Below are 25319 nucleotides of genomic sequence, written 5' to 3'. Positions count from 1 at the left end.
GAGAAAGATGAACCTGTCTATCGTGGCTGCAATTGCGACCGTCCTGAGCTTTACGGTTGCCAGCTCCCCCTTGGCGCAGGCACAGGAGCCGCTAAGCATCGTTGGAAGCTCTCCGTTATACGGACTGACCGGCGCGACCGGCTGGATCAATTCCACGCCTTTGACGGCAAAGCAGCTCAAGGGGAAGGTCGTCCTCGTCGACTTCTGGGACTATTCCTGCATCAACTGTATCCGCGCCATTCCGTATGTTCGTGCCTGGGCGGAGAAGTATAAAGACAGCGGCCTCGTCGTGATCGGCGTCCATACGCCGGAGTTTGACATCGAGAAACAGATGCCAAACGTCCAGAAGGCAGTCAATAAGTTTGGAATCACGTATCCCGTTCCCCTCGACAACAACTATGCGATCTGGAGCGCGTTCCACAATCAATACTGGCCCGCCCATTATTTTATCGACGCTAAAGGAAAGGTGCGCTACGAGCACTTCGGCGAGGGCGAATACGAGCAATCGGAGCGTTGGATACAGGAGCTGCTGAAAGAGGCCGGCGCGAAGCCGATGTCGGCCAGCACTGTTAGCGTTCATGGGCAAGGGGTTCAGGCGGTTGCCGACATGAGCGATGTGCGCTCTCCTGAGACCTATATTGGCTATGACCGTGCCGAACATTTTGCGTCGCCGGGCGGCATCAAGCGAGATGCCGAGCAGCTTTATTCTGAGCCGAATCGTCCTAAATTAAACGAGTGGGGACTTGCAGGCAAATGGACCGATCACCAGCAGGTCGCTGTGCTCGGATCTGCGGGGGGAAAGATCGCCTTTCGTTTCCACGCCCGCGACCTGCATCTTGTACTTGGTCCGACAGCCGATGGAAGACCAGTTCACTTTCGAGTGACCATCGACGGGCAGGCTCCAGGAGCGAATCATGGAGTAGACACGGACGCGGAGGGCAACGGCGTCGTGACAGAACACCGCCTATATCAGTTGGTCAGAGAGAAGGGTACGATTACAGACCACACCTTCGTGATCGAGTTTCAGGAACCGGGCGTGCAGGCTTTCTCCTTCACCTTCGGATGAGAGCCAACAGGAGAGCATCATGATTCAGAAGCGAGATGGCAGCATGAGTCGGAGAGTGTTCCTTGTCGCCGGAGGTGGTGCTGTGACTGCGCTTGCCTTAAAACTGCGATATGGAATCAACTCTGTCGAAGCGATGGCTGGAAGCCCTAAAGCAGTCAATATCGTTGAGTTCTCCGACTCAGGGCAGCGGAAAGAGACGGTCAGTGTTCCGGTGATTGTCAAGACCAATGCCGAATGGAAACAGCAGCTATCGTCTGACGCATACGGAATCACGCGGCGGGCGGGCACCGAACGGCCTTACTCCGGTCAGTATTGGAATCTCCACGACAAAGGGCTCTATCGCTGCATCTGCTGCGATACCGCGCTTTTCAGCTCCGATACAAAATTTGAATCGGATACGGGCTGGCCCAGCTTTTGGCAGCCCATCGCCAAAGAAAATGTTCGTGAAAGTATCGACATGTCCCTGGGAATGGGGCGCATCGCGGTTTCGTGCAAACGCTGCGACGCCCATATCGGACATGTCTTCGATGATGGACCAAAGCCGACGGGCCTGCGTTATTGCATGAATTCAGTGGCACTTAAGTTTGTGAAGTTTACCTAGCCCACAAGGTGCAGAATAGAAGTATGTCCGAGAATACCTTCGCTCAGATTCTTTCCGAAGTGAACACGTGTGCGAAGTCCGCAAACGATCTTGCGTCTTTGCAGAACTTCATCGTTGAGATCATTCCGCAGCGCCTGTCTTATTACAACTGGACGGGCTTCTATATGCTCGATCCCGACGATCCAGAGACGCTGGTCCTGGGACCGTTTCGTGGAGCGCCAACTGAGCATGTGCGTATTCCCGTGAATCAAGGAATCTGTGGAGCTGCTGTGGCGCAAAACGATACGGTTATCGTGGACGATGTCAACTCAGATCCACGCTATCTCGCCTGCTCGCTGGAGACCAGATCCGAGATCGTCGTTCCCATTCGAGTCAATGATGCTGTGGTCGGTGAAATTGACATCGACAGTCACGACCTCGCTGCCTTCTCACCGCGAGACAAGGAGTTCCTCGAAGAGTGCGCGGCTATCGTGGGCAGCTTTATGAAACGCACTCAAGCTCTATCTTCGGGTGCAAAGTAGAAGCGGTAATGGTTCCTGCAGCCGGGGTTAAAGCCAGCCTTGCAGTGCGGGCACGAGTATCCGCTGTCCATGTATTCGTGGATCGTCAACTCGCACCCGCACGCACCACAAAGAACCGCTCGAACATTCCACTCTGCATGCGGCCAGACTTCAATGGCATGGCCAGCTAGAGTTTCGTGGCAGTCTTTGCAGGCATAGTAGATGCCGCAGCAAGCCATCTTGATAGCAATGATGTCGAGCGGAGAGTGGTAATGGACGCATCGGGTCTCCGCATCCACTTCCACTCCTCGGACATCTGGTTTTAGCAGCTTCACATGCCTATCAGAACACAATGCAGGAATCATTTAGTAGCGTCTATAAGAGAGAAACTTGCCGGACATAGTGATGCGCACGCGGTCACCCTTCGGGTTCTCCTCACGTTCGATTGCCATACCGAAGTCGATCGCGCTCATGATGCCGTCCCCGAACTCTTCCTCGATAAGTGCCTTCCAGGTAGTGCCGTAGGTTTGTATCAGTTCATAGAAGCGATAGATCAACGGATCTGTCGGAGGGACTGTCGATAGCGAACCTCTATAGGGCGGTTCAGTAAGCTGGATTGCTTCCGATTCCTCCAGGTCCAGCAGCTTCGCAAGCTTGCCAGCTTCGTCCTTTGTCAGCGTCATCTGGCCGAGCAGCGCAGCCGTATACAAGATCGGCGATCCCTCCGATGGCTTCTGCAATCTGCTTCCACGAAAGGCCCTGCTTTCGCTTGGCATCCAGTACCTTCGCGGTGAGTTCTTCTCGTGTCATCTCTTGCTCCTAAAAGGTTGACGGGCGAAGTCGCCTTCGCCCGTCTTAGTTTGCGTTAGACGATACATTACTTCTTCACGGTATAGGAGTGCGCTCCAGCACCAGCGAGCTTGCCGCCATCCACGATCAGGTACTCATCTCGGATGGGACGCCCTTCGAAGAAGCACTCCAGTATCTCGCGCGTGCCTGCCGCATAGCGGGTTTGAGCGGAGAGCGATGTGCCCGAGATGTGCGGGGTCATCCCATGATGCGGCATCGTCCTCCAGGGATGATCCTGCGGAGCGGGCTGCGGATACCAGACATCACCGGCATATCCGGCCAGCTGTCCGCTCTCCAACGCGCGAACAACCGCATCACGATTGCAGATCAGGCCACGCGCGGTGTTCACAAGGTAAGCGCCGCGCTTCATCTTGCCGATCAACTCATCGTTGAACAGGTCGAGCGTGCCCGGGTGCAACGGCGCATTGATCGTCACCACATCGCAGACCTTGACCATGTCTTCAACGCTCGTGTGATGAGTCAGGCCAAGCTCCTTCTCGACGCTCTCCGGAAGCCGATACTGATCGAAGTAGTGCAGCTTCACGTCGAAGGCCTTCAGGCGCTTCAGCACCGCGAGTCCAATGCGGCCCGCGGCAACCGTGCCCACGTGCATCCCTTCGAGATCGTAAGAACGTTCGACGCAGTCCGCAATATTCCAGCCGCTCTTGAGAACCCATTCGTACGACGGAAGGTAGTTGCGCACCAGAGAGAGGATCATCATCACCACATGCTCGGAGACGCTGATGCTGTTGGAGTACGTCACCTCGGCAACGGTGATGCCGTGCTTGATGGCGGCTTCAAGATTGACATGGTCGGATCCGATGCCGGCCGTAATCGCCAGCTTCAGCTTCTTTGCCTTCTCGATGCGCTCCGGTGTCAGGTAGGCGGGCCAGAATGGCTGCGAGATGACAATGTCCGCGTCGGGCAACTCACGGTCGAAGACCGAGTCTGCGCCTTCCTTATCCGACGTGACGACAAGGGTGTGGCCAAGACCTTCGAGGTACTTGCGCAAACCAAGCTCGCCGGAGACACTGCCGAGTAATTCGCCGGGGGTGAAGTCAATCGCCTCCGGAGTAGGAGCCGTCTGCCCACCCGGATAGTGGTCGATCTTGGGAATGTCGTTGCGAGCGTAGCTCTTGGGATAACCGGTAACGGGATCGTCGTAAAGCACACAAAGTATCTTTGCCATTGCTTCCTCCAATTACTTACGGAAACAACGCTCTCAAACCGCAATCACGATGGTCAAACAAAGGACTTCAATGGGCCAATCGAAGATTTCGATCATCGTTACAGTCCGATAACTCACGTCGTTGAACGGTTCATCTGCTTGTCCACCTCTTTACGAAGGTCGATCAGTTTTGCCGCATCCAGAAAAGCCCGGGCAATAGGAGGTAAGGGGTCTCGATCCGAGGCAACGAGGCCAACCACATGAGAAGCCTCCGGTTCGACAAGTGCGAGCGAAGTAAGCCCATCAACCTCTCCAATCAAGGACAGAAAGGAGTTCGGCACAACGGTGGACCACTGACCGAACTTCAAGTGCGACCACAACGTGATGAGTGAGTTCGTCTCGATAGCTGCATGGACCTCTGCTCCTGCCTCTCGGAAGTGTGTGTCGATAATCCTGCGGTTCTGCATATCGGAGGTCAGCAGGCAAAGGGGATAACTCGCCGCCTCCAGCCACGGAATCGTCTTACGTCCTTGCATGCTCGGACTCACCCGAGTCAGGAAGACGTAATGCTCGGTGTAGAGCTGGAGCCGGCGCACCCTCGCAAGCGGCTCGTTGTCGAGATACGTCATTCCTATATCGAGCGTCAGCTCATCAATGCCTCTCTGGATTTCAATCGAGGTCAGGCTGCGGATGACTGTATGGGTCTGCGGATGATGCTTGGCGAATGGCGTAGTGAGCAGCGAGATGATTGGCAGCGTAACCGGGATCGCCCCAACCTTCAGATATCCCGTCAGTCCCCGCCGCATCTCAGACAAGCCCTGTTGCAGACCTTCATAGTCTGCGATCACATGCTTGGCCCATTCAAGGGCTTTCTCTCCTTCAGGAGTAAGCCCCACAAAGCGCTGTCCGCGCTCGACCAGCAGAACACCGAGACTCTCCTCCATCTGTTTAATCCCAGCAGAGAGTGTCGACTGCGTCACACGACAACAAGCTGCCGCGCGCGCAAAGTGCTTTTCACGTGCCAAGGCTGTAAGAAATTCCAGATGCCGAAGAATCATGCGCGCCTATCTCAATTCAAATCATATAATTTTGCTACCGATAAGCGGCCAGAGCCGAAATACCCTAGCCCGAGAACACCGGCAAACGACTTGTAATCAAGATGATTCCGTATACTGGGCTGGCCGATCAAACATGGCTTGCGTTACTTCCTTCGAATCCTGGCCTGTTCAAGGATTTATCGGTGACATGAAAGATCAACCCTGAGGAGATTTCACGATGTTTATCTCGAACGTTCGACGCCTCGCCATCTGCTCTGCTCTTGTGGCAAGCCTTTCGCAAGCCGCGTCCGCCGCTGACATTTTGATCGCCGACGCGAAATCGCAGCCGGAAAGTTTGACCGTGGCACCTGGCGGCATGCTGATCGTTGGCAGCGCCAGTTCGCCATTCGTCTACAAGGTGCGCTCGGGCGCATCCACCGCCGAGAAGTTCATCGACGCCAGCGCCGAAGGTCCGGGAACGTTTTTCTTCGGTATGCTGGCCGATGCCGCCAACAATACGCTGTGGACCTGCCAGCTAACCCCGGTGCCGAACATCACTCCGGTGCAGCGACACACCGCACTGCGAGGCTTTGATCTCACTACCGGCGCGCCGAAGGTCCGCTGGAACCTGCCCGGCGACAATACGACGTGCAACGATTTCGCGATCGGCCCCGACAAGGCGCTCTACATTACGGACACCGCCACCGGTAGAATCTACAGGCTGGCGGCCGGGGCCTCCAGCGCGGAGCTTTACCTGGAGCATCGCGTGCTTCAGGGCGTCGATGGCATTACCTTCCTGAACGGTACGCTCTACGTGAACAACGTAATCTTCAACAAGCTCTATCGCATCCCGGTGGACGCCTCCGGCAAGCCGGGGCAGCCTGTCGATATCTGGATGGACCAGCCGGTAAAAGGTCCCGACGGGATGCGTGCGGCGAATGGAAAGATCTTCGTCGCCGAAAATGGCAGCGGTAAGATCTCTGCCCTCACCATCAACGGCGACAGGGCAAGCGTCACCGTGCTCAAGGAAGGACTTAAGACACCGACCGGAGTCGAACCTGCGGGAGATACGCTTTGGATCGCCGAGCGTGGAGCCGGTAAGGCCGTGTCGATCCCCCTTCCGAAATAGCTTGTTGAGGGAGAGAATTCGTCGAGCGCGAGATCATGGCCTGGATTGCGCAAGCCGACCTTTGCAGCGGCAAGATCTTCCGAGCGATTGGAAAACCAGACCACCTTTGGGGCGATGGTTTCACCCCAAAGGTGGTCTGCTCGGTAGCGAAGCTGGCTGGGGAGAAATGCGGTTTCGAGGCAAATATGTGACCACGCAGAGTCGCTCGCATGGTATCTGATGCTTGTTGCGGCTTCGAGCGCTTTGGATGTTGGCGAGTGTCAAACACTTTGAAGTTTTCATCTTCGATGCGGACGACTGTGCGCGATTACAAGTCGCGCTCGGAATCTATCGTCAATCCAATAGTGGCGATCCAGATCAAGCGCACGCGAGCCGATATACGTTTGAATCCTCATAAACACGCTTGCGTCGATCAATCGGTACCTCCCTGACTCCTGCAAACCATTGGGCTATGATTCAAACTGAAAGGAATTACTTTGCGATATATGCGTCAATTTATGCTGCTTCTGATCGTGGCCGCGGCCTCGATTCAATTACATGCGGAGTCAAAGCCTCTTCGCGTTGTGATCGTGGGCCTGGTCCACGGCCATGTACAGGGTTTCCTGCGCGACTTGCCCAAGAGCAAGGATGCAACGCTTGTTGCCATCGTTGAGCCGGACAAAGCCCTTGCCGAGAAATATGAGAAGCAGTATTCGCTTGACCACTCACTCTTTCACACCGATCTCGACGAGACCATCGTCGCAACTCATCCCGATGCCGTACTCGTCTACACGACTATCCTCGATCATCGCCGCGTCATCGAGGTTGCCGCCAGGCATGGTGTCTCGTCGATGGTCGAAAAACCGCTGTCCACAACGATGGAAGATGCTCTGGCTATTCGCGCCGCGTCCCGCAAGTACAAGGTGCATGTGCTCGTGAACTACGAGACCACCTGGTATGCCTCCAACGCCGAGGCTCTGAGGCTGGCTGAAGACAATAAGCTGGGCGACGTCCGCAAAGTCGTCGTGCATGACGGCCACGAAGGCCCGGCCGAGATTGGTGTTGGGCCGGAGTGGTTGCCCTGGCTCACGGACCCCATGCGCAACGGCGCTGGCGCCCTCTTCGACTTCGGCTGCTATGGAGCCGACCTCACGACGGTGCTGATGCACGGGCAGGCCCCGATCAGCGTTACCGCCGTCTCTCAAACTGACAAGCCTCAGATCTATCCGCACGTTGAGGACGATGCCACCATCATCCTTCATTACCCCAAGCTCCAGAGTGTATTGATGCCGTCGTGGAACTGGAGCTTTGCCCGCAAGGACATGGAACTTTACGGCACGGGGGGCATGGCTATTACGGTCGGTCCATCGAACCTGCGCACGCGATTCCATGGAGAAAAGCTGGAGCAGACAAGCGAAGCGCCTGCGCTTCCGGCCAACGTTGCGAGTTCTCTCGGGCTGCTGGCAGCCGTGCTGCGTGGCGAGCTGAAGGACACGGGCGATCTCTCAGCGCTCGACACTAACATGGTGGTGATGCAGATTCTCGACGCCGCCCGTACGTCCGCCGCTACCGGACGCACCGTAATGCTAAAGCCGTTGCCCCAATAGGTTGTCCGTTTACGGACTGCTTTACGCCGCTTCTGAAAGTCCGCCCTCTTGGGCAAACATGGACACCAGTGGACGATCATCATCGTCTCTCATTGAAATTGAGAGACGATGATGATCTGAGGTTAGAGACCAAAGACGGCGGCGTTCAGTATTCCACACCGATCTGCATCCCAATTGTAGGGTTATCGCTTTAAGCGCCATCGAGAAGGCTGAGTTTCGCGATGGCGCTTGACCGTTATACGAGAGGCTTGGCTGCGATGATGTCTAGCTGCTGGATCTGCGGCGGTTCGGCAAACAACTCTTCGGCCTTGGCAAAGAGGGCTTTTGCTATCTCTCCAGTCAGGTGAGCTTGCCTGTCTTCTTCATTGGCGAACGTGTCAAAGATCCCGAACGTTGCCGGAGCGATGCGAAAGGCAAACCAGGCTCTGGTGCCAGCTTCCTGAGCTACCAGAGGCAGGGCGGATCTTAGAAATTGCTCAACTTCATTCTCTTTCCCCGGTCGAGCCTTCAGCGTCGCTGATATCGCAAAACGATCCATGTCTTCTCCCAATTTCATTGTCTGGTTTAGAGGTGGAGCAGAGAAATCTCCGATCCAATTTGGGTTCCATTGCCTGTTCCGTCTTCAATCTCTAACCACGCTTGACCTGCAAGATAGAAGACTATCCGTTTGATCTTCCGGAAAGAAAAAAGTTACAGCCGACATGAGGATTATGGGGGAGACAGCGATATCGCCCTTAGCTTGGGCCGACTATCGTGAGTGGCGACTTCATCCCGTCTTACGAAAATGAGAAGACATGATGGATTCAACTCGCGATGGCCGGAGCACTCCAGCTTGTAACCTTCGTTGTACTCAAGCGTCTACTGTGAGGCGTTTTAACGTTTCATAAGGAGGTAAAGCGAAGGTGACAGATCACACTGGGGCTCCTGTAGCCCAACAGAATCGGGGCTGGCTCCTTAGTCTGACGAGTTTCCTGCTCATTCTTTTGCAGAGTGTATGCACTGCCGTCATAACCATCAGTGGTCTTCGATTCCTGATCGGGTTGAGTTCGCTGGCGGCTGCCTCATTCATCCCAGGATTCGCCTTTACTCTCCATACCGGTATCGTTCGAGTTCCGATGATTGTCTTTGCGATCCTCGGCTCTGTCCTCAACCTTTATGTCGTGTGGCGAATACGTTCTCTTCGCGCCCGCCCCGCAGCGCAGTGGAGGATGCAGCCGATCTCCGCCAGGCAGCGCCGTTCGGAGACTGTGCAGATTGCACTGTCGGTTGTGACTCTTCTGCTGGTTGTGGCGGAGAGTCTCGCGCACCACATTTTGCACGGTTCTTACTGATCTCCACTCACTGACATCCGTTTAGCCGCCGCCTGCCGTTCTGAGTTCGAGGTCAAGGCGCGCATGCAGGCGCTCACTAAAGCCTACCGGCAATTCGAACACGCGCTCATCCGCTGTAAGGATGATGATATTGCGAGTCGAGTCCAAAATGGCCGAGCAAATCTCGCAGTGATCGAGATGTTTCTGAACATCTCTCCGGATTTCCTCGGACAGTGTGTCATCGATATATCCGGAGATGTGGTCCCAAACGTGTTTGCATTCTATAACCATGGGAGCCACCTCCTCTTTGGGCCTGGACGGACGTTCTTCAAATGCGGGATGAGTTGTTTTTGCAGCATCATGCGCGCTCGGTGAAGCCGCACCTTCACCGACGGAACACTGATGCTGAGAGCCTCTGCGGTTTCATTGACGTTCAGCTCTTCGATATCCCGCAGCAGGAAAACCTGGCGATAAATCTCGGGAAGACCGGTGACTGCTTCTTGAAGCATTAGCCGGATCTCCTGCCGTTCCAGAGCCTCTGAGGGGATCTCATGCCAATCCCGGAGCAAAGCCGGAGAGACCGATCCCTCCTCGTCGGGAGGGGTATCGAGTGATTCCATGCGAACGATTGCCTGTCGCCGGAGTCGGCTTCTTGCCTCATTGAGAGTGATACTGATGAGCCAGGTACCGAAGCTTGATTCTGCGCGAAACCTGGACAGGTTGCGAAAAGCCTTCAGGAAGGATTCCTGAGCGATATCCTCTGCATCGGCCTCGTTCTTCACGAAGGAGAGCGCCATCATGTAGACGCTTCGCTCGTAGGGGCGAATCAGGTCGTGATACATCTGGGTATTTCCGGCCAGGATCGAGGCGATCATCGCTGCCTCGACTTCGTTTTCGATCCGGTTCGTCATTCGCTATGCAGTTTCCTTCACCCTCTTGGCAATCAGTGCATCGACCGCCAAGAGGCCGGGGCCAAATATCAACACCATCAGCGACGCAAACAGGAACGTATAGGGATCAGCGACATAAAACTTACCGGGATCGGAGAAGAACGAGGTGAGTGCCTCGTGATCCGCTGTCCAGTAGGCTACGAACATGTTACCGGCGAGAAACAGGCTGATGATGCGAGAACCCAGGCCGAGCATGAGCAAGATACCCCCGACGAACTCCAGGCCCGAGACGAAATGGGCGTTGAACGCGGGAAAAGGAATATTAAGGCTCGCAAAGAACCCTGTGATCTTTTCCAGGTGGTGCAGCTTCCCCCAGCCGGTCTGGGCAAATTGAAAGCCCCAATAGAGGCGCACGGCCAGCAGCATGGGAGAGCGCAGCATAGATAAAGCCGTCGAAAAGCGATAATACACGCGAACCAGCTTACTCATGAATAACCTCGTTGCGATAGAGCCCGGGCGGTATTCCGGATCGGCGGCTCTTCTCATCGCTCATTAGAGCGAATAGATAAAATTTGGTTACGACGGAAATGCAAATTGTTGGAATTGCGGTGATAGTTCTTCGCAATGGCTGATCACGGTCTGTCCAAATCTCTTCTCAGGATGAGAGGATACTGCCGGGAGCTAAAATTCAGCACAGGCTGTAACCATTTGCCGCCTCAACTCTCCAATACGCGGTACAAGAGATGGCGAGAGGGCTTCCCAGATCAATGCAGCCTGCTACTCTCGCTCCGTCTCCCCGTGTCCGCGACCGCAACGTCCAGTGCGCAAGGCCTGGCCTTAACCAAGAAAGGAACTTTCTATGAAGACGACTTCAGTAAGCTCTCTGGCTCTGGCTGCGGCATTCGCAGGCCTGCTTGGCGGTACCGCTGCCCGCCTCAACGCCCAGCCGGTTTCGCCCAACACCGGTGCTGCCACCAGCGCCTCCGCTGGGCTCGGCGTCTTGCTCGTCAGCGACGATAAGGCCCCACTGCCGAAGCATGCCTGCAAAGGACAGAACGACTGTAAGGGGCAGGGCGGCGGCAAGCACCCCGGCAAGAACTCCTGCAAGGGCAAGGGCGACTGTGCGACCGACGGTTCCAAGTCCAAGGCATAGTTTGGTTCTCTGTTGGAGGTCTGAGATGGTTCAGGCCTCCAATTTTGCCTGTCTTGCGTAAAGGAGCAATCATGCCGGCCAACCGCTTTAATGGATTTACCGAATACGGCGTTGGGATCGGACTGCGAATCCCCCACTATGACCACATCTTTTCGGAGAAGCCGGTCGTCGATTGGTTTGAGATCATCTCCGAGAACTACATGGTCGATGGCGGGCGCCCTCTGAAGATGCTCGACCAGATCCTGGAGAGATACCGCGTTGTCCAGCACGGAGTCTCGATGTACTTCGGCTCCGCGCAGTCCCTGAATCGGGACCATCTTCGGAAGCTCAAGGAGCTGACGAAACGTACCAAGACTCCTTGGCTCTCTGACCATCTTTGCTGGGGAAGCGTCGATGGCTGCTACACGCACGATCTGCTCCCATTGCCGTACACCTTCGAAGCGGTTCGAACGACCGCAGAGCGCATCCGGCAGGTTCAGGATTACCTTGAGATTCCCGTTGCGGTCGAGAATGTCAGCAGCTACGCAGAGTTCCACGAGTCGCAGATGACTGAGTGGGAGTTCCTGAACGAAGTCGTTCATGCGGCCGACTGCGGAATTCTTCTCGATGTAAATAACATCTACGTCTCATCGCAGAATCACGGGTTCGATCCGATGGTATACGTCGATAGCATCCCCGTGGAGCGAGTCGCCCAGATTCACATTGCCGGGCATTCCAGGTTCGAGAAGTATACGCTCGACACGCACGATCATCCGGTGCTCGATCCCGTGTGGAAGATGTATGCGCGTGCGATCGAGAGGATCGGCCCGACGGCAACATTGCTGGAGTGGGACGACAATATTCCTTCGTTCGAGGAAGTTCACAATGAAGCCCTGAAGGCGAACCGCTACTTGAAAGCAGCCGCGACACAGACGAGGCAATCGGTTGGAATTCTGGAAGAGGCCAGCGTATGAACCTTCTGGAACTGCAACGACGCATGGCGGAGGACGTGCGCCGCCCGCTGACGCCGAACTTCGAGATGCAGCAGGAAACGGAAGACGGCAGCTCCACCAATGACCTGGCTGCAAGTTACATCACTCCGAATGCTCACCTGACCTCCTTCGAGCGCCTGGAGATTTATAACCGTCAGTACTGGTTCCGCTTGATCGAAGCGGTATCCGACGATTTCCCCGCGCTGAATGCAGCCCTTGGCGCAAAGCGCTTCAACGCCATGGTATTAGCCTACGTCCGCGAAAATCCATCGACTTCGTGGACGTTGCGTGACCTTGGCGGCAAGCTGCCGGATTGGCTGGCTAATCACCGCGAGTTCGCTGGGAGGCAGCATAGACTGGCAGTCGATATCGCCAGACTCGAGTGGGCGTATGTCGAAGCCTTCGACCGCAGGTGCGTTGCTCCACTCTTAGCCGAGGATATCCAGATATTGGGCGCTGAAACGCGCGTCGCTCTCCAGCCGCATATCCAACTGCTCGAGCTGATGTATCCCGTCGACGAGTTGGTGATGGCCGTGCACAAGGACACACCGGACACAGACATCGTCAGCAATGCGTCGACAGGAAACAGGCTGCGGAAAAGAACATCGCTTCCCATAATGCGCCGTGGCCGGGTTTTTCTGGCCGTCCATCGCTTCGATGATCTGGTCTATTACCGGCGCATCGACCGCGAAGCATTTCAGCTACTTTCCGGCCTACGCAATGGGTTGTCGATCATGGAAGCACTCAGCATAGCGTTTGCGGACACTCGCTTGAAGGAACAGCAGCTAGCCGAGAAGGTTCAGGAATACTTCGCTCATGCGGCGGAGCTTGGCTGGTTCTGCAAACCATAAATAGCCCTCTCTCCATTTGTCCTCGCCCAGTTGTGTCGATTGCGGGAACTCAGAGCCAACGCCGCGACGAATCCGTCGCGGCGTTGGTTTGTCTGGTATTAGAGTGCGGCGATGCCGTTGAAACCAACGGTCTCGGGCAGCCCTTCAATCTTGCCAAGGCTGGTGGGAGTTCCATCTGAGTTGATACGGTAGACACAACTGTGCCCGTAACTTCCTCTCGTCAGACGTTAAGGCATTTAGAGAAGATTCTGGATCTTAATTACAGGCAACCTGTCCGTCTCACTCTGCACAATCTAAAATTGAGACGAAACCGAATCCTATGCAAATTTCGCAATCGAAGACGGTAAGTACAGATATTTCCGCCGGACAGGAGTCATCTGTCAGAAATAGTGCGATTCCAGTTGCTATTGCTTGGTCCAGTCTCTTCTTCGCGGTGTTGCAGAGCATCTGCACCTTCTTCGCCGCTGTTGATGGCATCCGATTGACGCTTGGGATTAGCTCACTTCTCGTGAGCGCCTCTGTAGGAAATATTCTGGATCGATTTCATGCCGACTGGATTCGCGTGCCAATGATTCTGTTTGCCTTGCTTGCGACATCGCTGAACCTGCTGGTTCTGGCGCAGGTTCGTCGGCTTCGCCGACGCCCTGCATCCCAGTGGCGTCAGACTCCTCCCACAAAAAAGAAGCTGCGCATGGAGCGGATGCAACTCCTTCTGTCCGTCGCAACTCTTTTCCTGATTGGACTCGAGGAGTATCTCCACTTCCGCTGGGGCCATCATCTGTGATTCAACTCATTGCGGACTTTTTGCGGTAAACCTTGCCATGAGAATGAAGCTCACACTCAGAGATTATCGTTAGCTTTAATTCTGAGATACCGTTGCGTGCTGGCTATTATCACCATCACGCAGTCAGCGGTTCTCACTTATATTTTTATTCTGGAGCATGGATATCTAGCCAGCAAAAGCAGCCTTAATCTCTTCCGCAACGGTGTGCAGATTCTCATCGAGCACAAAGTGGCCCGAGTCCAGCCAAACGAGCTTTGCCTTTGGCAAATCACGCAGGCAAGCTTCGGCTCCCGGTGGCACAAAGAATGAATCCTTCGTGCCCCACAGGATGAGCGTCTTCGGCTGGTGAGTACGGAAGGCCACCTGCCAACTGTCATACGATGCCTCGTTCGTCTTGTAGTTCTCCAGCAGGTCAATCTGATACGCCTGCGTGCCGGGACGGTCTAGAAATGCCTGATCTAAAACCAGTTGTCGGGGTTGATGTTCTCTTTAGCGCGCTCCGACAATTTAGTTGAACATGGTCGAGGCCGCACTCAGGAACTCCTTTGCCGGTTCCTCCGTCTTTGCATTGCGATTCTCCCACAGTGGGCTGAGAACCTGCTTCGGCAACTCACCAACGCCCTCTATGTACGCATTAGCGTTCTGGATAATGAAGCCCTTTACCTGTTCCGACTTTTCCGCGAAGAGACGGAACCCAACTGGGCGGCCGTAGTTTTGCATATAAAGGGCGTATGACGTAAGACCAAGTTGGTCGAGCAAACCACGCAAGTGTGCTGCAAGATTGTCGAACGTATATTGGAACTCATACCGCGATGGAGCCTCGAAGTGACCAAAGCCGATGTAATCAGGAGCAATGAGATGAAACTTATCGGTAAGTGCGGGAATGAGTTCACGGACATCTGGCTGCTGTTTGGAAGCCTTATCCTTCCAGCGATACGCGAGTCCCAGGCGTGGTCCGAACTGTGTCTTGCTGGCGTTAGACCCTGCTCCGGTACCCGCCATCGAGTAGTTGCTGGAAGTCCCCGGAAGATTCGCATGTGAAATCTGGGCAAGGAGCTTAGTCGCCGCAGGGCTCACTCCCGTTTCAATCGCGTTGCGGCCATCGTTGTGCACGGCTCAATGTGAAGATGACGTGGGATTTGGTGAACCTTTCTGCGATGGAGGCGCGGCACGAAAAGATACGAGCGCAGCTCGAACGCCTTGTCGTCAGCGCTGAGTTCGCACGCGCTGACCGAACGGCGCGCTTCCTCAGATTCGTTCTCGAACAGTCCCTCGAGGAAAATGTAGAGGCCCTGAAAGAGAGGCAGATCTGCATCGAGGTCTTCGACCGGCCTCGGGACTGGGACCCGAAGCTGGACAATATTGTCCGTAGCGAAGCGAGGCGGCTCAGGGCAAATCTGGAGGCATATGCTGCCAGCGGAAACCCGGATGAGACGGTACGAATCATCATCCCCAAAGGCGGCTATCTGGCGGAGTTCACTGAGCTGCCTGCGAAGAAACCGGCCCTGGATCTACCAGACCTGTCAGCTGCTTCGTCGAGCCACACTCCTTCAGAAAATCGGACGCGATCTCAACCCTGGTGGCGAGCCTCTGCACTGATCGCGAGTTCCGCGAGCCGAAGGAAGGCATCTACTTTGCCATTGGGGGACAATCATTGGCAAAGTTCTTCACCTACGCTTTCCGCACCCGGCAGATCGAGGAGCTTGTCGAACTTCCGCAATCTCTGGCTTTAGGAACGCCGCGCCTGGTCATCTCTCCCGACGGGAAATGGCTCTTATACGCCATGATCGATCACGTCGGGAGCGACATCAAGATTTGGCGCAACTCCTCTCTGGCTGCCCTGCCAAGACATTAGGCGGCCGCCATAAACTTGCCCCAGGCCCAACAGCGAAACGCCGTCGGCCCTGGGCAAATTTACAAGCTCGCCGTTACTGCTTCTTACTGGGGTTTTCCTCCTGGGGAACCTCTTGCCCTTCACCGGGGAAGGGCCATTTTCGCTCGATGGGCTGCTGGGCCTCGCGAGTGGTTTTGGGGACGTTGTCAGCAACCTTGAGGTTCTCAAGAAAGTGAACCCCTAACTTCCCGGCAGTGGCTATATCGAGATCGCCATCGTGGTCGAAGTCCTCCGCCAGGATCTGCGTGCCTGCGCTGGCGGTGCCGTTGTAAGAGAGCGTGAACCTCGTGAACGTGCCGGTCTTTCCAATGCGATAAGCATAGAGAACGACGGGATCGTACGATCCGGCATCGTTGCCGGAGTGGCCACGATAACGCTTGCCGGTGATAAGCTCGGGCTGTCCATCGCCGTCGATGTCCGCGAGCCGAAGAGCGTGCGACTGCGAGAAGGACTCATCAATGAGGTGTTGAGTCCACCTGCGGCCTGCGCCGGAGCCGCTCTGCTCCAGCCAGAAGAGCCCGTAGCCGTGCCCCTGACCATAGATGAGATCCATCTTGCCGTCGTGATTGACATCGTAGCCAAGGATGGGGAAACCGGCATCGCCGAGTCGCCAGTCGCCATGCCACTCCCACTGATCGCTGTTTGCGTCGATGTTTTTATACCAGCCATAAGGGGTGAGGAGATCGGCCTTGCCATCTCCATCGACGTCGGCAACGCCAATGCCGTGGCCGTCATGCTGGTCTTTGTCGACGTGATGCACCTTCGGCCTGGGACCGCTGAAGTCTACCCAGAGGATGCCGCCCTTGTCATAGTGGGCCAGAGCCACATCGGGTTTACCGTCGCCATTGATATCAGCGAAAGCGCCGCCCTCGGTGTCGTAGCTATCGGTGATCTTCTCGCGTTGCCAGAGGGTGCCGGGCGCAGCGGATGCACCAGGGTTTTTGTACCACCAGAGACCGTTAGCGATCCAACCGGCAGTAACGAGATCCGGCAGCCCATCATGGTCCACATCGACGATCCACTCGCCGCAGTCGGAGACAAACTCCTCATGCGTGCCGACGGCGCGGAACTGGTGCTGCTTCCAGTCACCGCCATGAGCGCCGGGATTCTCATACCAGTAGGCTCCGCTAAGCAGGTCGTTGAAGCCATCGCCGTTTATGTCGAGGGCGGAGATTCCTTCAGCATGATCGCTTCCAAGGCGGTGTGACAGGAAGGCGATGCGGGGCGTGCCGTCGGGATCGTTGCCCGGCTTTTGGAGGCGGACTTCGGTGCCTTTTCCATTTTCCTGAGCAACGGCAGTGCCAGCACAGAGTGTCGCGATCAAAGCGAGGTGAAGCGTGCAATATCTCATGGAGATCCTTTATATGTGAATGGTCCCGAATAGATTCAGGAGAAGATATCTCGTATCCGCATGGCAATCATGCCGGCGTCATCACGCCAGCTTCATGGTTTCGGGATCCCAGTGAACGATGGCGTCCTTCTCAATGCTGAGGTTCGAGAGCAGCGCGGCACCGGCGGCGCGGAAGCCGAAGGTTGCGTCTTCCACCGGCTGCCTGCGAGTGCGAACAGAGTTAAAGAAGTTGTGGAAGTGGTCGTAGCTGTCGGAGTAGCCGCGGGGCGCGGAGTAATTTTCAACTGCGGCATAGGTAGAGCCAGCGGGATGTTCGACGGGGTACTTCCTGCCGTGCTCTGCGGTGAGCTGCCGCTGCATGTCATTCGTAAAGGTGCCGATGGTCATGCCGGGGTCTCTCTCATGCGGAACACGCGTGACGATGACGCTGTTGCCTGCGATCTCCATGGTGCCTTCGTCGCCGGTAAAAAGGAAGCCTTCGCTCTCTTCGCCTCCATTGACGAAGTTGACGCGGAGCGAGAGGTTAAATCCTTCGGGATAGTCGAAGAGGGCGAGCATCACATCATCGGCGTCGCGGCCGTCCTTCCAGTAGCGTACGGACCCGGTGCCCATGGCGCGAGTGGGGCCGTGAGAGCCGGTGATGAAGTGAGTTCCGCTGAAGAGGTGGACGAAGAGGTCGCCAGCGACGCCGGACCCATAAGCCTTCCACTTACGCCACTGGAAGAAGTGCTCAGGGTTCCAGGCGATCTTAGGGGCAGTGCCGAGAAAGCGAGGCCAGTCACAGGTCTCAGGCGAGGCATCGAGGGGAACGGTATAGTTCCACGCGCCCATAGAGGAGTTTCGATCCCAACGCGCATTGACAGTATTGAGCTTGCCGATAGCTCCAGCGGCAAGAAGCTCCTTGGCTTTCGAGTAGGCGACGTTGCTCACACGCTGGCTCCCCACCTGCAGGATGCGGTCGGTCGATCGAGCCGTGTCGATAATCTCCGGCCCATCGGAGTAGAGATGGATCATGGGCTTTTCGAGATAGACATCTTTGCCCGCCTTCATGGCATCGACAGCGGCCTGTTTGTGCCAGTGGTCGGGCGTGGCGATCAGGACGGCATCCACGTCTGGACGAGCGAGGATCTCGCGATAGTCTCGCGTGGTGAAGACGTCGGCTCCCCAAAGCTCTTTAGCGTGAGCGAGACGTCCGTCGTAGCAGTCGGCGACGGCGACGAGCTTGACGCCGGGAACCTGGAGAGCGGTCTTGGTGTCTCCCTGACCCTGGATGCCTGCGCCGATAAGGGCCAGGTGGATATTGTCATTGGGGGATTTAGGAGCAATCAGCGGAGCCGTCTGAGCGGCAAGCATGTGGAGGTTCGTAGCGCCTGCGGCTGCAATCATGGCAGATTTGAGAAAGGATCTGCGGTCGAGTGTCGTCATGTGGTCGAGTCTCGTTTCGGTAGAGTCTGGTGGTGGTTGCAGAAGATGCAATGTGCATCCGAGGGTTCAGGTTCCATATCAGGCCATAGGACTTATAGCCTATAGCTGGCATGTGAGCCGTTGGAAGTGCGGCCCCAAGCATTGTAGCGACTGTAGGAGCTATCTGCCTCATATCAACGATCGCAACACCCGCATCGAGGATGCCGGGCATCTGTAATGCGGAAGTGGAGAAGCTACTCGCCGGGCCACAGGCAAAAACTTTGTCAGCCGTGATGAGCGGAAAGTGGCAGGTTATGCCGACGCGATAGACATAGTTCTTGTGGGCTGCGAAGCCATCACCTCAACCGGAAATCGCATCAAGTTGCAGAGCTATCCTCTGCGGCCCGAATCTCTGGATATCGAGACTGGCTCAGAGGAACGCTGTCGATGCCGCATGGCGGATCCACACAAAATGCTTGTAGAACCAAGCGTTCAGGACGATACTTGATTTCCAATATGGCTCGACGTGGCACGTTTCGCGTAAAGCCTGTCGAGTAATGCGGCTAATAAATCCGGTTGTGTTGCGAGCTACAACGCATCCAATTCGCTGGGAGGGTCCTACAGATGCCGACGTTCTTTATCCAGGATTCAGACAGTGAAGGAGCTGCTTTCCAGTCCGCTCTATCGTATTGCCTTAGTCAAAACCATCCCACAGCACATACAACCCCGGCAGAACTATCAGGTCATGCCGAAGTGGTGTTGGACCTCCTTTCAGAGATGATCTGGACGATGCGCCCGGATGGCTCAAGTGAATATTTCAATCGGAGATGGAACGACTATACCGGGTCCAAGGCGGGCGAACCAGGCTTAGGGAACTGGCTAAACTGGGTGCATCCGGATGACTATTGCGAAGTCCTGAGTCGCTGGACACAATCGAATGAAACAGATTCCCCTTTCGTCTGTGAATGTCGCCTCCGCCATCGATCCGGAGATCATCGGTGGTTTCTGGTTCAGGCTCGGGCACAGCACAACGAGTACCGTGAGGTAATTCGATGGCTAGGTAGCTGCACCGATATTCAAGAGCTGCGTGCTCGCCAGCAGGCCCTTGAAGAAAACACAAGGCTCCAGCGCGACATGCTGGATATCAGTGTCGATTGCATCAAGGTCATTAATCCTGACGGCTCGCTTGCCGCGATGAATAAATCAGGTTGTGTCGCCCTCGGTGTTTCGGAGGACTCCGGCTTTGGCATGCGATGGCTCAATCTCCTCCCCAAGGAAGTACACAATCGTGGAGGAAGAGCCTTGGCTATGGCCCGGCAGGGGAAGAATGCGCGCTTCCCTGGACTTAGCCAACTACCAGGTCAAAAGCCTCAGTATTGGGATAATATCCTCACCCCGCTGGTAGATGAGCACGGCCGGACGACTGCGATTTTTTGTGTCTCCAGAGAAGTGACGCTACAGCGCGAGGCCGAGAGGCGGCTTCGAATCGCGAGCGAAATTGATAGCTTGACTGGATTGCTAAATCGCAGGTCACTCCGAATTAAACTAAGGCATTTGATTAAAAACGCCCGTCGGACGGGCGAACAATTTGGTTTCCTTCTGATTGATCTCGATCACTTCAAACAAGTCAACGATACCTTGGGACATCCAGCCGGGGATCATCTCCTGCAAGCCATCTCCAGGCGCCTCAAGACATCTTTTTCAGATTCAGGAATTGTGGCTAGGCTTGGCGGCGACGAATTTGCGATCATCATTCGCAATATCAGAGATGAGGAAGATGTACGCAACGCGGCCGGACGAGCTCTTTCGCAAATGACATCTCCCATTACCTATAACGGCAATCAGATCAATGGGGGAATGAGCATAGGCTGCGCTCTTTTTCCGCGAGATGCACAGGATATCGAGACATTATCTCGCTGTGGAGATGCCGCGCTGAAAGAGCTGAAGGCTAACGGTCGCGGTGGGTTTCGCATCTTCGATGCCCGAATGATGGAAACGATTGAGCGCGCGGTAGCTCAATTCAATCTTGCCGCGCAGATCCTGCACAACAGGGTGATCGAGCCGCGGTATCAACCCAAAATAAACCTCCCCGATTTTTCCGTAATCGGGTTCGAGGCTCTGCTGAGTTGGCGCGACCCTGAATCCGGCCTGCAACCGGCTAGCACTCTCGCAGAGACCTACAGGGACTACGAACTCGCGACGCAGCTTAGCTGCCACTTGCGAAAGAGAGTTTTTAGCGACATGGCGGCCTGGAAGAAGACGGGGACTGCTCTGCTTCCAATTTCAATGAATGCTGCCCCGGCCGAGTTTCTGCGAGATGATTTCGCGGAACGCCTTCTGAGAGACCTCGACAAATTCCACATTGAGCCTTCATTGATCGAGATTGAAATTACCGAACTTGCGCTTTTTGCGCGAGGGTCAGAGTTCATCGTCCGCGCGTTACGAAAATTACGAGAATACGGAATACGCATTGTCCTGGACAACTTTGGTACAGGTTGTTCGAGTCTTGCGCAATTGGGAGATTATCCAGTGGACGCCCTAACGATTGATCGCACCTTCGTTCAACGGATGCACTCTGAGAAGGCGATCGATGCAATCGTTCAAGCTATCGGAATGTTGGCTTCCAGCTTATCGCTTGATGTCATCGCCAAGGGGATTGAAAACGAGTGTCAATACGATATGTTGCGAGGTTTCGGTTGCTTGACTGGGCAAGGTCTCTATTTCGGCCCACTACTTAGCTCTGCAGAGACGATGCGCGCGCTCCCTAAGGAGCAAGTTGCTGCTCCTTAGTTACGTATACATACGTCGCTGCAAGCCTCAAGCCCGTGACTGCAAGGCAGCTACAACTCTGCAGTAGGCCGGTCACATCCGAACAAGGAGAGCCGGTGCTATATCTCCCGCGCAGAGCAACATTGGCGACCGCATCACTGGCCTGTCCCGATCTTTGTGCTGTTGGATGAGTTAGTGTAACGAGCGCCATATGATTACGCTCGAATAGCTGGGAGAGGCGACCATCGTTATGTGTCATTTTGTGGGAAGTGATCGGACTTCTGCCGATCACTTCCCACAAGTGCATATGACTGGTCTTATTAGTCAATGCATATCCAGCTAAATGAGAGGGTTGTTTTCCGTATGAATTGCTTTAGGGGTTTGAACTACCCAGCGTGTCGAATAGCGGCGACGCCGGGATCAGGGATGGACTGTCGCCGACAACCGAGACCGACAGAATGCGAATCTTGTCGTTGTTCGGAAGCGTAAGCGTGCGAGCGCCCACGGGTAGATCCAGCGAGTACACGAAGAGATAGGAATACTGGTACGGCTCGTTGAGTCCCTCTGCGGTGTGATGGTGAGACGCGTACCAGCCCAGTGCAGCCTGCTTGATGTAACCGGGCTTCAATCCAACGTAGTCATCGGGGTAGCGCCATGCGGGCGGTTTGGATTCGTTCGGCGAACGGAGGGAAGATGAGACATGATTGGCGGAGACGGCCCAGTCACGGTCCGGAGTGTTTGTCCAGATGCGCGTGTCCCACTGGCCAATCCAGCCGGTCCACGATTGAATGTTCAACTCGGCGGCGCGATTGCCCACACGGAAGAGTGCTTTCTGATCGTCTGCAGAAGATGCCGCGGCAAGCAGATAGATGCGATTAAATCGGCCGGCGGGCAGTGCAAGCGTCTGGCCCCTGGCCGTGACAGCGTTCGGCACGCCGGTTTTAGCTGAGGCAAGCTCAAACCTGACCGGGCCATAATCAATCTCAGACGAAAGCATCTCAGCAGGCATCGCGTTTCCTTTGCCGTCGATACCGCCATCTTCGATCTTCGTATCATCGTTGCTGGCGATGGCACGATCGTAGTGCAGCGCGACCGACTGCGTATGCGGTCGCGCAATCGGAACCTGCGGCGGTGCAAGACGCAGCGCAAAGGTGCGCGGCTGATACGGAGTGAAGGATGCAATCAGATCGCCGTGGCTCACTTCGGCTGGCCCAATTGGTTCCTCCTGCGCGTTGACTTCGTGCGCCGACGTAATCGGTGCAGCAAAGGACACATGCATATTCGGCGCAGGCTTACCGTTCAGTTCCACCATGCGGAGAACGAGCTCGTCACTGTCCTCGGCTTTCTTGAACGCAAGCACGCGGATCGCAGGATCGCTGACACGCACCAGAGAGAAGCTCTTGCCAAACGTGCCCGAATGCTTCTCCGTTGTAAACGAGATCAGCGGATCGTTGACGCGGTATGCCTCCCACGCCGTCTGCTCCTGGCGCCAGTCGCCGGCATGGCCCACGACGCCGAGTGCGATCTCGTGATGTCCCCAGTCCTGAGTCGTCTGGTCGCTGTAGTTGCCTGGATGGCCGTCGGCTGTGGGCTTCGCCCCAGGAGAGCGCAGCAGTGTCACGCGAATCGTCTGATCGTCACGCTTGTCAGAGCCATTCTTCACATCGGTCAGCAGAGTCACGCCATAGCTTCCACTTTTGTCGGTCAGGTCGATCCAGCGATGCGAGCCCACCTCATACTGCCGCTGTTTCGCATTGCCCCGCTCGATAGTGCCGATATCCCAGCTATAGGTCGCCTTCGGATTCGAAGCGCTCAGCGAGAACGCTGCCCTAAGGTTTGAGCCCGCAGTCTTCCAGTCGATTGCATAGTGGAGATCGACGCGATTGCCGGCATCGCCCGCGGCAAGACTAACGGTCTGCACAAACCGGGAGCCTTCGGTCTGCCGCGTCACTTCGAGCGAGACGCGAGCAGGGCCATTCTCGCTGATGCGAATCTCCGCAGGTCCGCTGACAAACGTGCGCGGAGCAGCCTGTTCCTGCGCGAAGTCCATGTTCCATGCCGGATAATTACGAGGAATATCGGTGGAGATCGCCAGCCTGAGTGGCGCGGAGAGCAAATCCTTGCCGAGCTTCTTGTCATAGATGCTCGACACGTCGCCACTCTCGTTAAGCGTCACTCGATAACGCTGGTTTTCGAGCGAATGATCGGACGCGTGCAGCGCGTTATTCGTTACTGGCTGCGCGTCTGGGCGTACGTCGAAGACGGCATAGCCGACAGAGGGCACAGACGCCAGAAAGACTACCTTGCCGTCTTTCCACTGTGCAGGAGTCTCCTGTCCGTCGGGACCATAGACGCGCACGGCTTTGGGAGCGTGGCCAGGAAAGACAACCGCGGCCTCGACCAGATCCTTGCGAGCGATGTTGAGCGGGTTGTAGACCACCACAGGCACACCCTGCGTGCGCGTATCGAGACCGGAGGAAACAGCAGCGCTTGCACTGGTAAGCACTGCGGCAAACCGATTGGCTGCGATCACGTCATCGTTCCATGCATACTGATAGGCGCGTGGTGTCGATGTTCCTGCACCCGTATCGTGAAAATGCCCGGCGAGCGCGAGCACCCACGCATCATTCAACTGCTGCTGCGGATAGGTGCGAGCACCAAGCCATTGCGCGGCGATCGAAGCCTTCTCCGCTGCGTCAGCGAGATTTTCATCCTTGATGATCCAGCGCTTGTGATAAGCCTGCGATGTGAGCGAACCGGCGGAGTGGTCGGTCAGCTCCAGGTCACCCTCGTAGTGCGGCATGCGTGCGGCCATATCCGGCGTAATGGCGTTGAACATCTGATCGGAGGAGGACTCAATCACACGCACCGGGCCTTCTCCCACGCGCACCGTCACCGAATGCGCGGGGAAGGACGGCACACCATTCAGCTTTGGCAGGGACGGCAGTATGGTGTCGCTCTTCGTCGCGATGGCTTCAAGCAGTTTGACGGTAGCCTCCTGCGGCGCTCCTCCCGTATCTCCTGTGCCCACGTAGCGGTAATCGGCGAAGACGCCCGACACTTTTCCATTGAGATCGATGCGCTTCACCCAGTCCGTATCGGCAGCAGAAAGACGGCGAAGCGCGTTGGACTGTTCCCCGTTGAGCGGCGGCTTTTGCGCATTGCTCAATAGAGTCTGTTCCATAGACGCTGTGGGCGCCTCGCTCAGGTCGGTATAGATGCTGCTACCGTATGCGCCAGGATGCAACGCCGCAACCACGCTCCTACCGTCTGGCCCCACCCACACCCCGACGTTGAAGGGTACGCCGTCCGGTGTCTGCTCGGGCGAATCGGGCCCACCCACCTCTGGCCCGGCGGGCCAGCGCCCACCGATCTTTTGAGTCGAGAATCCCGCGAGTCCGGCATGGGCAAGAATCGTAGGCAGCGAGGAAGGGAATCCGAAACAGTCCGGCAGCATAAATTCGTTACTTGCCTTGCCGAACTCGTGACGAAAATAAGTATTGCCATACAAAATCTGGCGGAAGATTCCTTCGGCGCTGGGCAGGTTTACGTCGCCTTCTTCCACCGAAGAACCTGCGGGGAACCACTGTCCACGCGCCACGTACCCCTTGATTCGCGCATAGTCGCCAGGAAAATACTCCTTCATCAGACGATAGCGATTCGAGCCGGTCCAGTTGAAGACATAGTGTGGGTACTTATCCATGTAGTCGAAATTCAGCCGCATCGTTTTGGGCAGAAACTCGCTGATGGTTTGCGGAAACTCCCATCTCCACTGTGTGTCCAGATGAGCATAGGGAACGACGAAGAGTGTAGGGGTCTTTGTAATGTCCGGTGTGGTCATAGTCTGACCGTCGGCGGCAGTGACGAAGGCAAGCATCGCTGCTGTGGCGGCAACGGATCGCAAAGGGCGCCGGGCAGCAGCGCAAACGGTATAGAAAACAACGACCATGCTGAATTTCTCCCCAAATAGCTTGTGTAAGCAAAAAACCTTAACTCGTGTCGGCAG

23 protein-coding genes are annotated in these 25319 nt (G+C 55.9%); 11 read left to right on the top strand and 12 right to left on the bottom strand.

Features of this window, described 5'->3' with window-relative positions; genetic code table 11:
* The first annotated feature begins 7 nt into the window (after nucleotides 1-7).
* From FTO74_RS13855 to FTO74_RS13845, 3 genes are read left to right on the top strand one after another with little or no spacing between them, the layout of a single operon-like run.
* Entirely contained in the window at nucleotides 8-1066 is a 1059-nt protein-coding gene (locus tag FTO74_RS13855) for a thioredoxin family protein (RefSeq protein ID WP_255462274.1), read from the top strand.
* 19 nt (nucleotides 1067-1085) lie between these two features.
* A complete protein-coding gene (gene msrB, locus FTO74_RS13850; protein WP_162538674.1) occupies nucleotides 1086-1667 on the top strand; it encodes a peptide-methionine (R)-S-oxide reductase MsrB in 582 nt (193 codons plus the stop codon).
* Between the two features lie 23 nt (nucleotides 1668-1690).
* Nucleotides 1691-2188 carry a GAF domain-containing protein gene (locus FTO74_RS13845; protein ID WP_162538673.1) on the top strand — a complete coding sequence of 166 codons (498 nt, stop codon included), beginning with the start codon at nucleotides 1691-1693 and terminating at the stop codon, nucleotides 2186-2188.
* Here FTO74_RS13845 and FTO74_RS13840 read toward each other — a convergent pair.
* The 4 genes from FTO74_RS13840 to FTO74_RS13825 form a co-directional block, all read right to left on the bottom strand.
* Nucleotides 2161-2532: a CHY zinc finger protein gene (locus FTO74_RS13840; RefSeq protein ID WP_162538672.1), complete on the bottom strand. Its 372-nt coding sequence runs from the start codon at nucleotides 2530-2532 to the stop codon at nucleotides 2161-2163. The two genes, FTO74_RS13845 and FTO74_RS13840, sit on opposite strands and share 28 nt — an antisense overlap.
* Entirely contained in the window at nucleotides 2533-2907 is a 375-nt protein-coding gene (gene cynS / locus FTO74_RS13835; protein ID WP_220399022.1) for a cyanase, read from the bottom strand.
* A gap of 137 nt (nucleotides 2908-3044) precedes the next feature.
* The gene (locus FTO74_RS13830; protein ID WP_162538671.1) at nucleotides 3045-4205 is read right to left on the bottom strand and encodes an NAD-dependent formate dehydrogenase; all 1161 of its coding nucleotides are present in this window, start codon (nucleotides 4203-4205) and stop codon (nucleotides 3045-3047) included.
* A gap of 113 nt (nucleotides 4206-4318) precedes the next feature.
* The gene (locus tag FTO74_RS13825) at nucleotides 4319-5242 is read right to left on the bottom strand and encodes a LysR family transcriptional regulator (protein ID WP_162538670.1); all 924 of its coding nucleotides are present in this window, start codon (nucleotides 5240-5242) and stop codon (nucleotides 4319-4321) included.
* A gap of 355 nt (nucleotides 5243-5597) precedes the next feature.
* Between FTO74_RS13825 and FTO74_RS13820 the strand changes: the two genes are divergently transcribed.
* Together FTO74_RS13820 and FTO74_RS13815 are read left to right on the top strand one after the other, a co-directional pair.
* Nucleotides 5598-6350 (top strand): hypothetical protein, encoded by a 753-nt coding sequence (locus FTO74_RS13820; RefSeq protein ID WP_255462273.1) that lies wholly within the window; start codon nucleotides 5598-5600, stop codon nucleotides 6348-6350.
* A gap of 497 nt (nucleotides 6351-6847) precedes the next feature.
* Nucleotides 6848-7936, top strand: coding sequence for a Gfo/Idh/MocA family oxidoreductase (locus tag FTO74_RS13815; RefSeq protein ID WP_174242228.1), 1089 nt, complete (start codon nucleotides 6848-6850; stop codon nucleotides 7934-7936).
* 235 nt (nucleotides 7937-8171) lie between these two features.
* Here FTO74_RS13815 and FTO74_RS13810 read toward each other — a convergent pair whose 3' ends face one another.
* From FTO74_RS13810 to FTO74_RS13795, 4 genes are all read right to left on the bottom strand, one after another.
* Nucleotides 8172-8474, bottom strand: coding sequence for an antibiotic biosynthesis monooxygenase (locus FTO74_RS13810; RefSeq protein WP_162538667.1), 303 nt, complete (start codon nucleotides 8472-8474; stop codon nucleotides 8172-8174).
* Nucleotides 8475-9288: 814 nt separating this feature from the next.
* Nucleotides 9289-9537, bottom strand: a complete 249-nt coding sequence (locus tag FTO74_RS13805) for a zf-HC2 domain-containing protein (RefSeq protein ID WP_162538666.1) — start codon at nucleotides 9535-9537, stop codon at nucleotides 9289-9291.
* Nucleotides 9528-10157, bottom strand: a complete 630-nt coding sequence (locus FTO74_RS13800; protein ID WP_162538665.1) for a sigma-70 family RNA polymerase sigma factor — start codon at nucleotides 10155-10157, stop codon at nucleotides 9528-9530. Before FTO74_RS13800 ends, FTO74_RS13805 begins: the two co-directional genes overlap by 10 nt.
* Nucleotides 10158-10160: 3 nt before the next feature.
* Nucleotides 10161-10625 (bottom strand): DoxX family protein, encoded by a 465-nt coding sequence (locus tag FTO74_RS13795; protein WP_162538664.1) that lies wholly within the window; start codon nucleotides 10623-10625, stop codon nucleotides 10161-10163.
* 370 nt (nucleotides 10626-10995) lie between these two features.
* On the opposite strand from FTO74_RS13795, the gene FTO74_RS13790 reads away from it, so the two are divergent.
* The 4 genes from FTO74_RS13790 (at nucleotide 10996) to FTO74_RS13775 (ending at nucleotide 13895) form a co-directional block, all read left to right on the top strand.
* Nucleotides 10996-11289: a hypothetical protein gene (locus tag FTO74_RS13790; protein WP_162538663.1), complete on the top strand. Its 294-nt coding sequence runs from the start codon at nucleotides 10996-10998 to the stop codon at nucleotides 11287-11289.
* A gap of 71 nt (nucleotides 11290-11360) precedes the next feature.
* Nucleotides 11361-12242, top strand: a complete 882-nt coding sequence (locus tag FTO74_RS13785; RefSeq protein WP_162538662.1) for a DUF692 domain-containing protein — start codon at nucleotides 11361-11363, stop codon at nucleotides 12240-12242.
* A complete protein-coding gene (locus FTO74_RS13780; RefSeq protein WP_162538661.1) occupies nucleotides 12239-13111 on the top strand; it encodes a DNA-binding domain-containing protein in 873 nt (290 codons plus the stop codon). Before FTO74_RS13785 ends, FTO74_RS13780 begins: the two co-directional genes overlap by 4 nt.
* 319 nt (nucleotides 13112-13430) lie before the next feature.
* Complete coding sequence (locus FTO74_RS13775; RefSeq protein WP_162538660.1) at nucleotides 13431-13895, top strand: hypothetical protein; 465 nt, start codon at nucleotides 13431-13433, stop codon at nucleotides 13893-13895.
* Between the two features lie 507 nt (nucleotides 13896-14402).
* Here FTO74_RS13775 and FTO74_RS19555 read toward each other — a convergent pair.
* Nucleotides 14403-15008, bottom strand: coding sequence for an alpha/beta fold hydrolase (locus tag FTO74_RS19555; RefSeq protein ID WP_220399021.1), 606 nt, complete (start codon nucleotides 15006-15008; stop codon nucleotides 14403-14405).
* 466 nt (nucleotides 15009-15474) lie between these two features.
* On the opposite strand from FTO74_RS19555, the gene FTO74_RS13765 reads away from it, so the two are divergent.
* Complete coding sequence (locus FTO74_RS13765) at nucleotides 15475-15750, top strand: hypothetical protein (protein WP_162538659.1); 276 nt, start codon at nucleotides 15475-15477, stop codon at nucleotides 15748-15750.
* 73 nt (nucleotides 15751-15823) lie between these two features.
* Here FTO74_RS13765 and FTO74_RS13760 read toward each other — a convergent pair whose 3' ends face one another.
* Both FTO74_RS13760 and FTO74_RS13755 read right to left on the bottom strand, forming a co-directional pair.
* Nucleotides 15824-17140, bottom strand: a complete 1317-nt coding sequence (locus FTO74_RS13760) for a VCBS repeat-containing protein (protein WP_162538658.1) — start codon at nucleotides 17138-17140, stop codon at nucleotides 15824-15826.
* Between the two features lie 81 nt (nucleotides 17141-17221).
* A complete protein-coding gene (locus FTO74_RS13755; RefSeq protein ID WP_162538657.1) occupies nucleotides 17222-18565 on the bottom strand; it encodes a Gfo/Idh/MocA family oxidoreductase in 1344 nt (447 codons plus the stop codon).
* Between the two features lie 603 nt (nucleotides 18566-19168).
* Between FTO74_RS13755 and FTO74_RS13750 the strand changes: the two genes are divergently transcribed.
* Complete coding sequence (locus FTO74_RS13750) at nucleotides 19169-21334, top strand: EAL domain-containing protein (protein ID WP_162538656.1); 2166 nt, start codon at nucleotides 19169-19171, stop codon at nucleotides 21332-21334.
* 352 nt (nucleotides 21335-21686) lie between these two features.
* Here FTO74_RS13750 and FTO74_RS13745 read toward each other — a convergent pair whose 3' ends face one another.
* Entirely contained in the window at nucleotides 21687-25217 is a 3531-nt protein-coding gene (locus tag FTO74_RS13745) for a glycoside hydrolase family 38 C-terminal domain-containing protein (RefSeq protein WP_255462272.1), read from the bottom strand.
* Nucleotides 25218-25319 lie beyond the last annotated feature (102 nt).

It is taken from the genome of Granulicella sp. WH15, assembly GCF_009914315.1.
In the GTDB taxonomy this organism is placed as follows: Bacteria; Acidobacteriota; Terriglobia; order Terriglobales; family Acidobacteriaceae; genus Edaphobacter.
The sequence above is the reverse complement of the archived record's forward strand: the minus strand, read 5'-3'. Positions and strand labels throughout refer to the sequence as shown.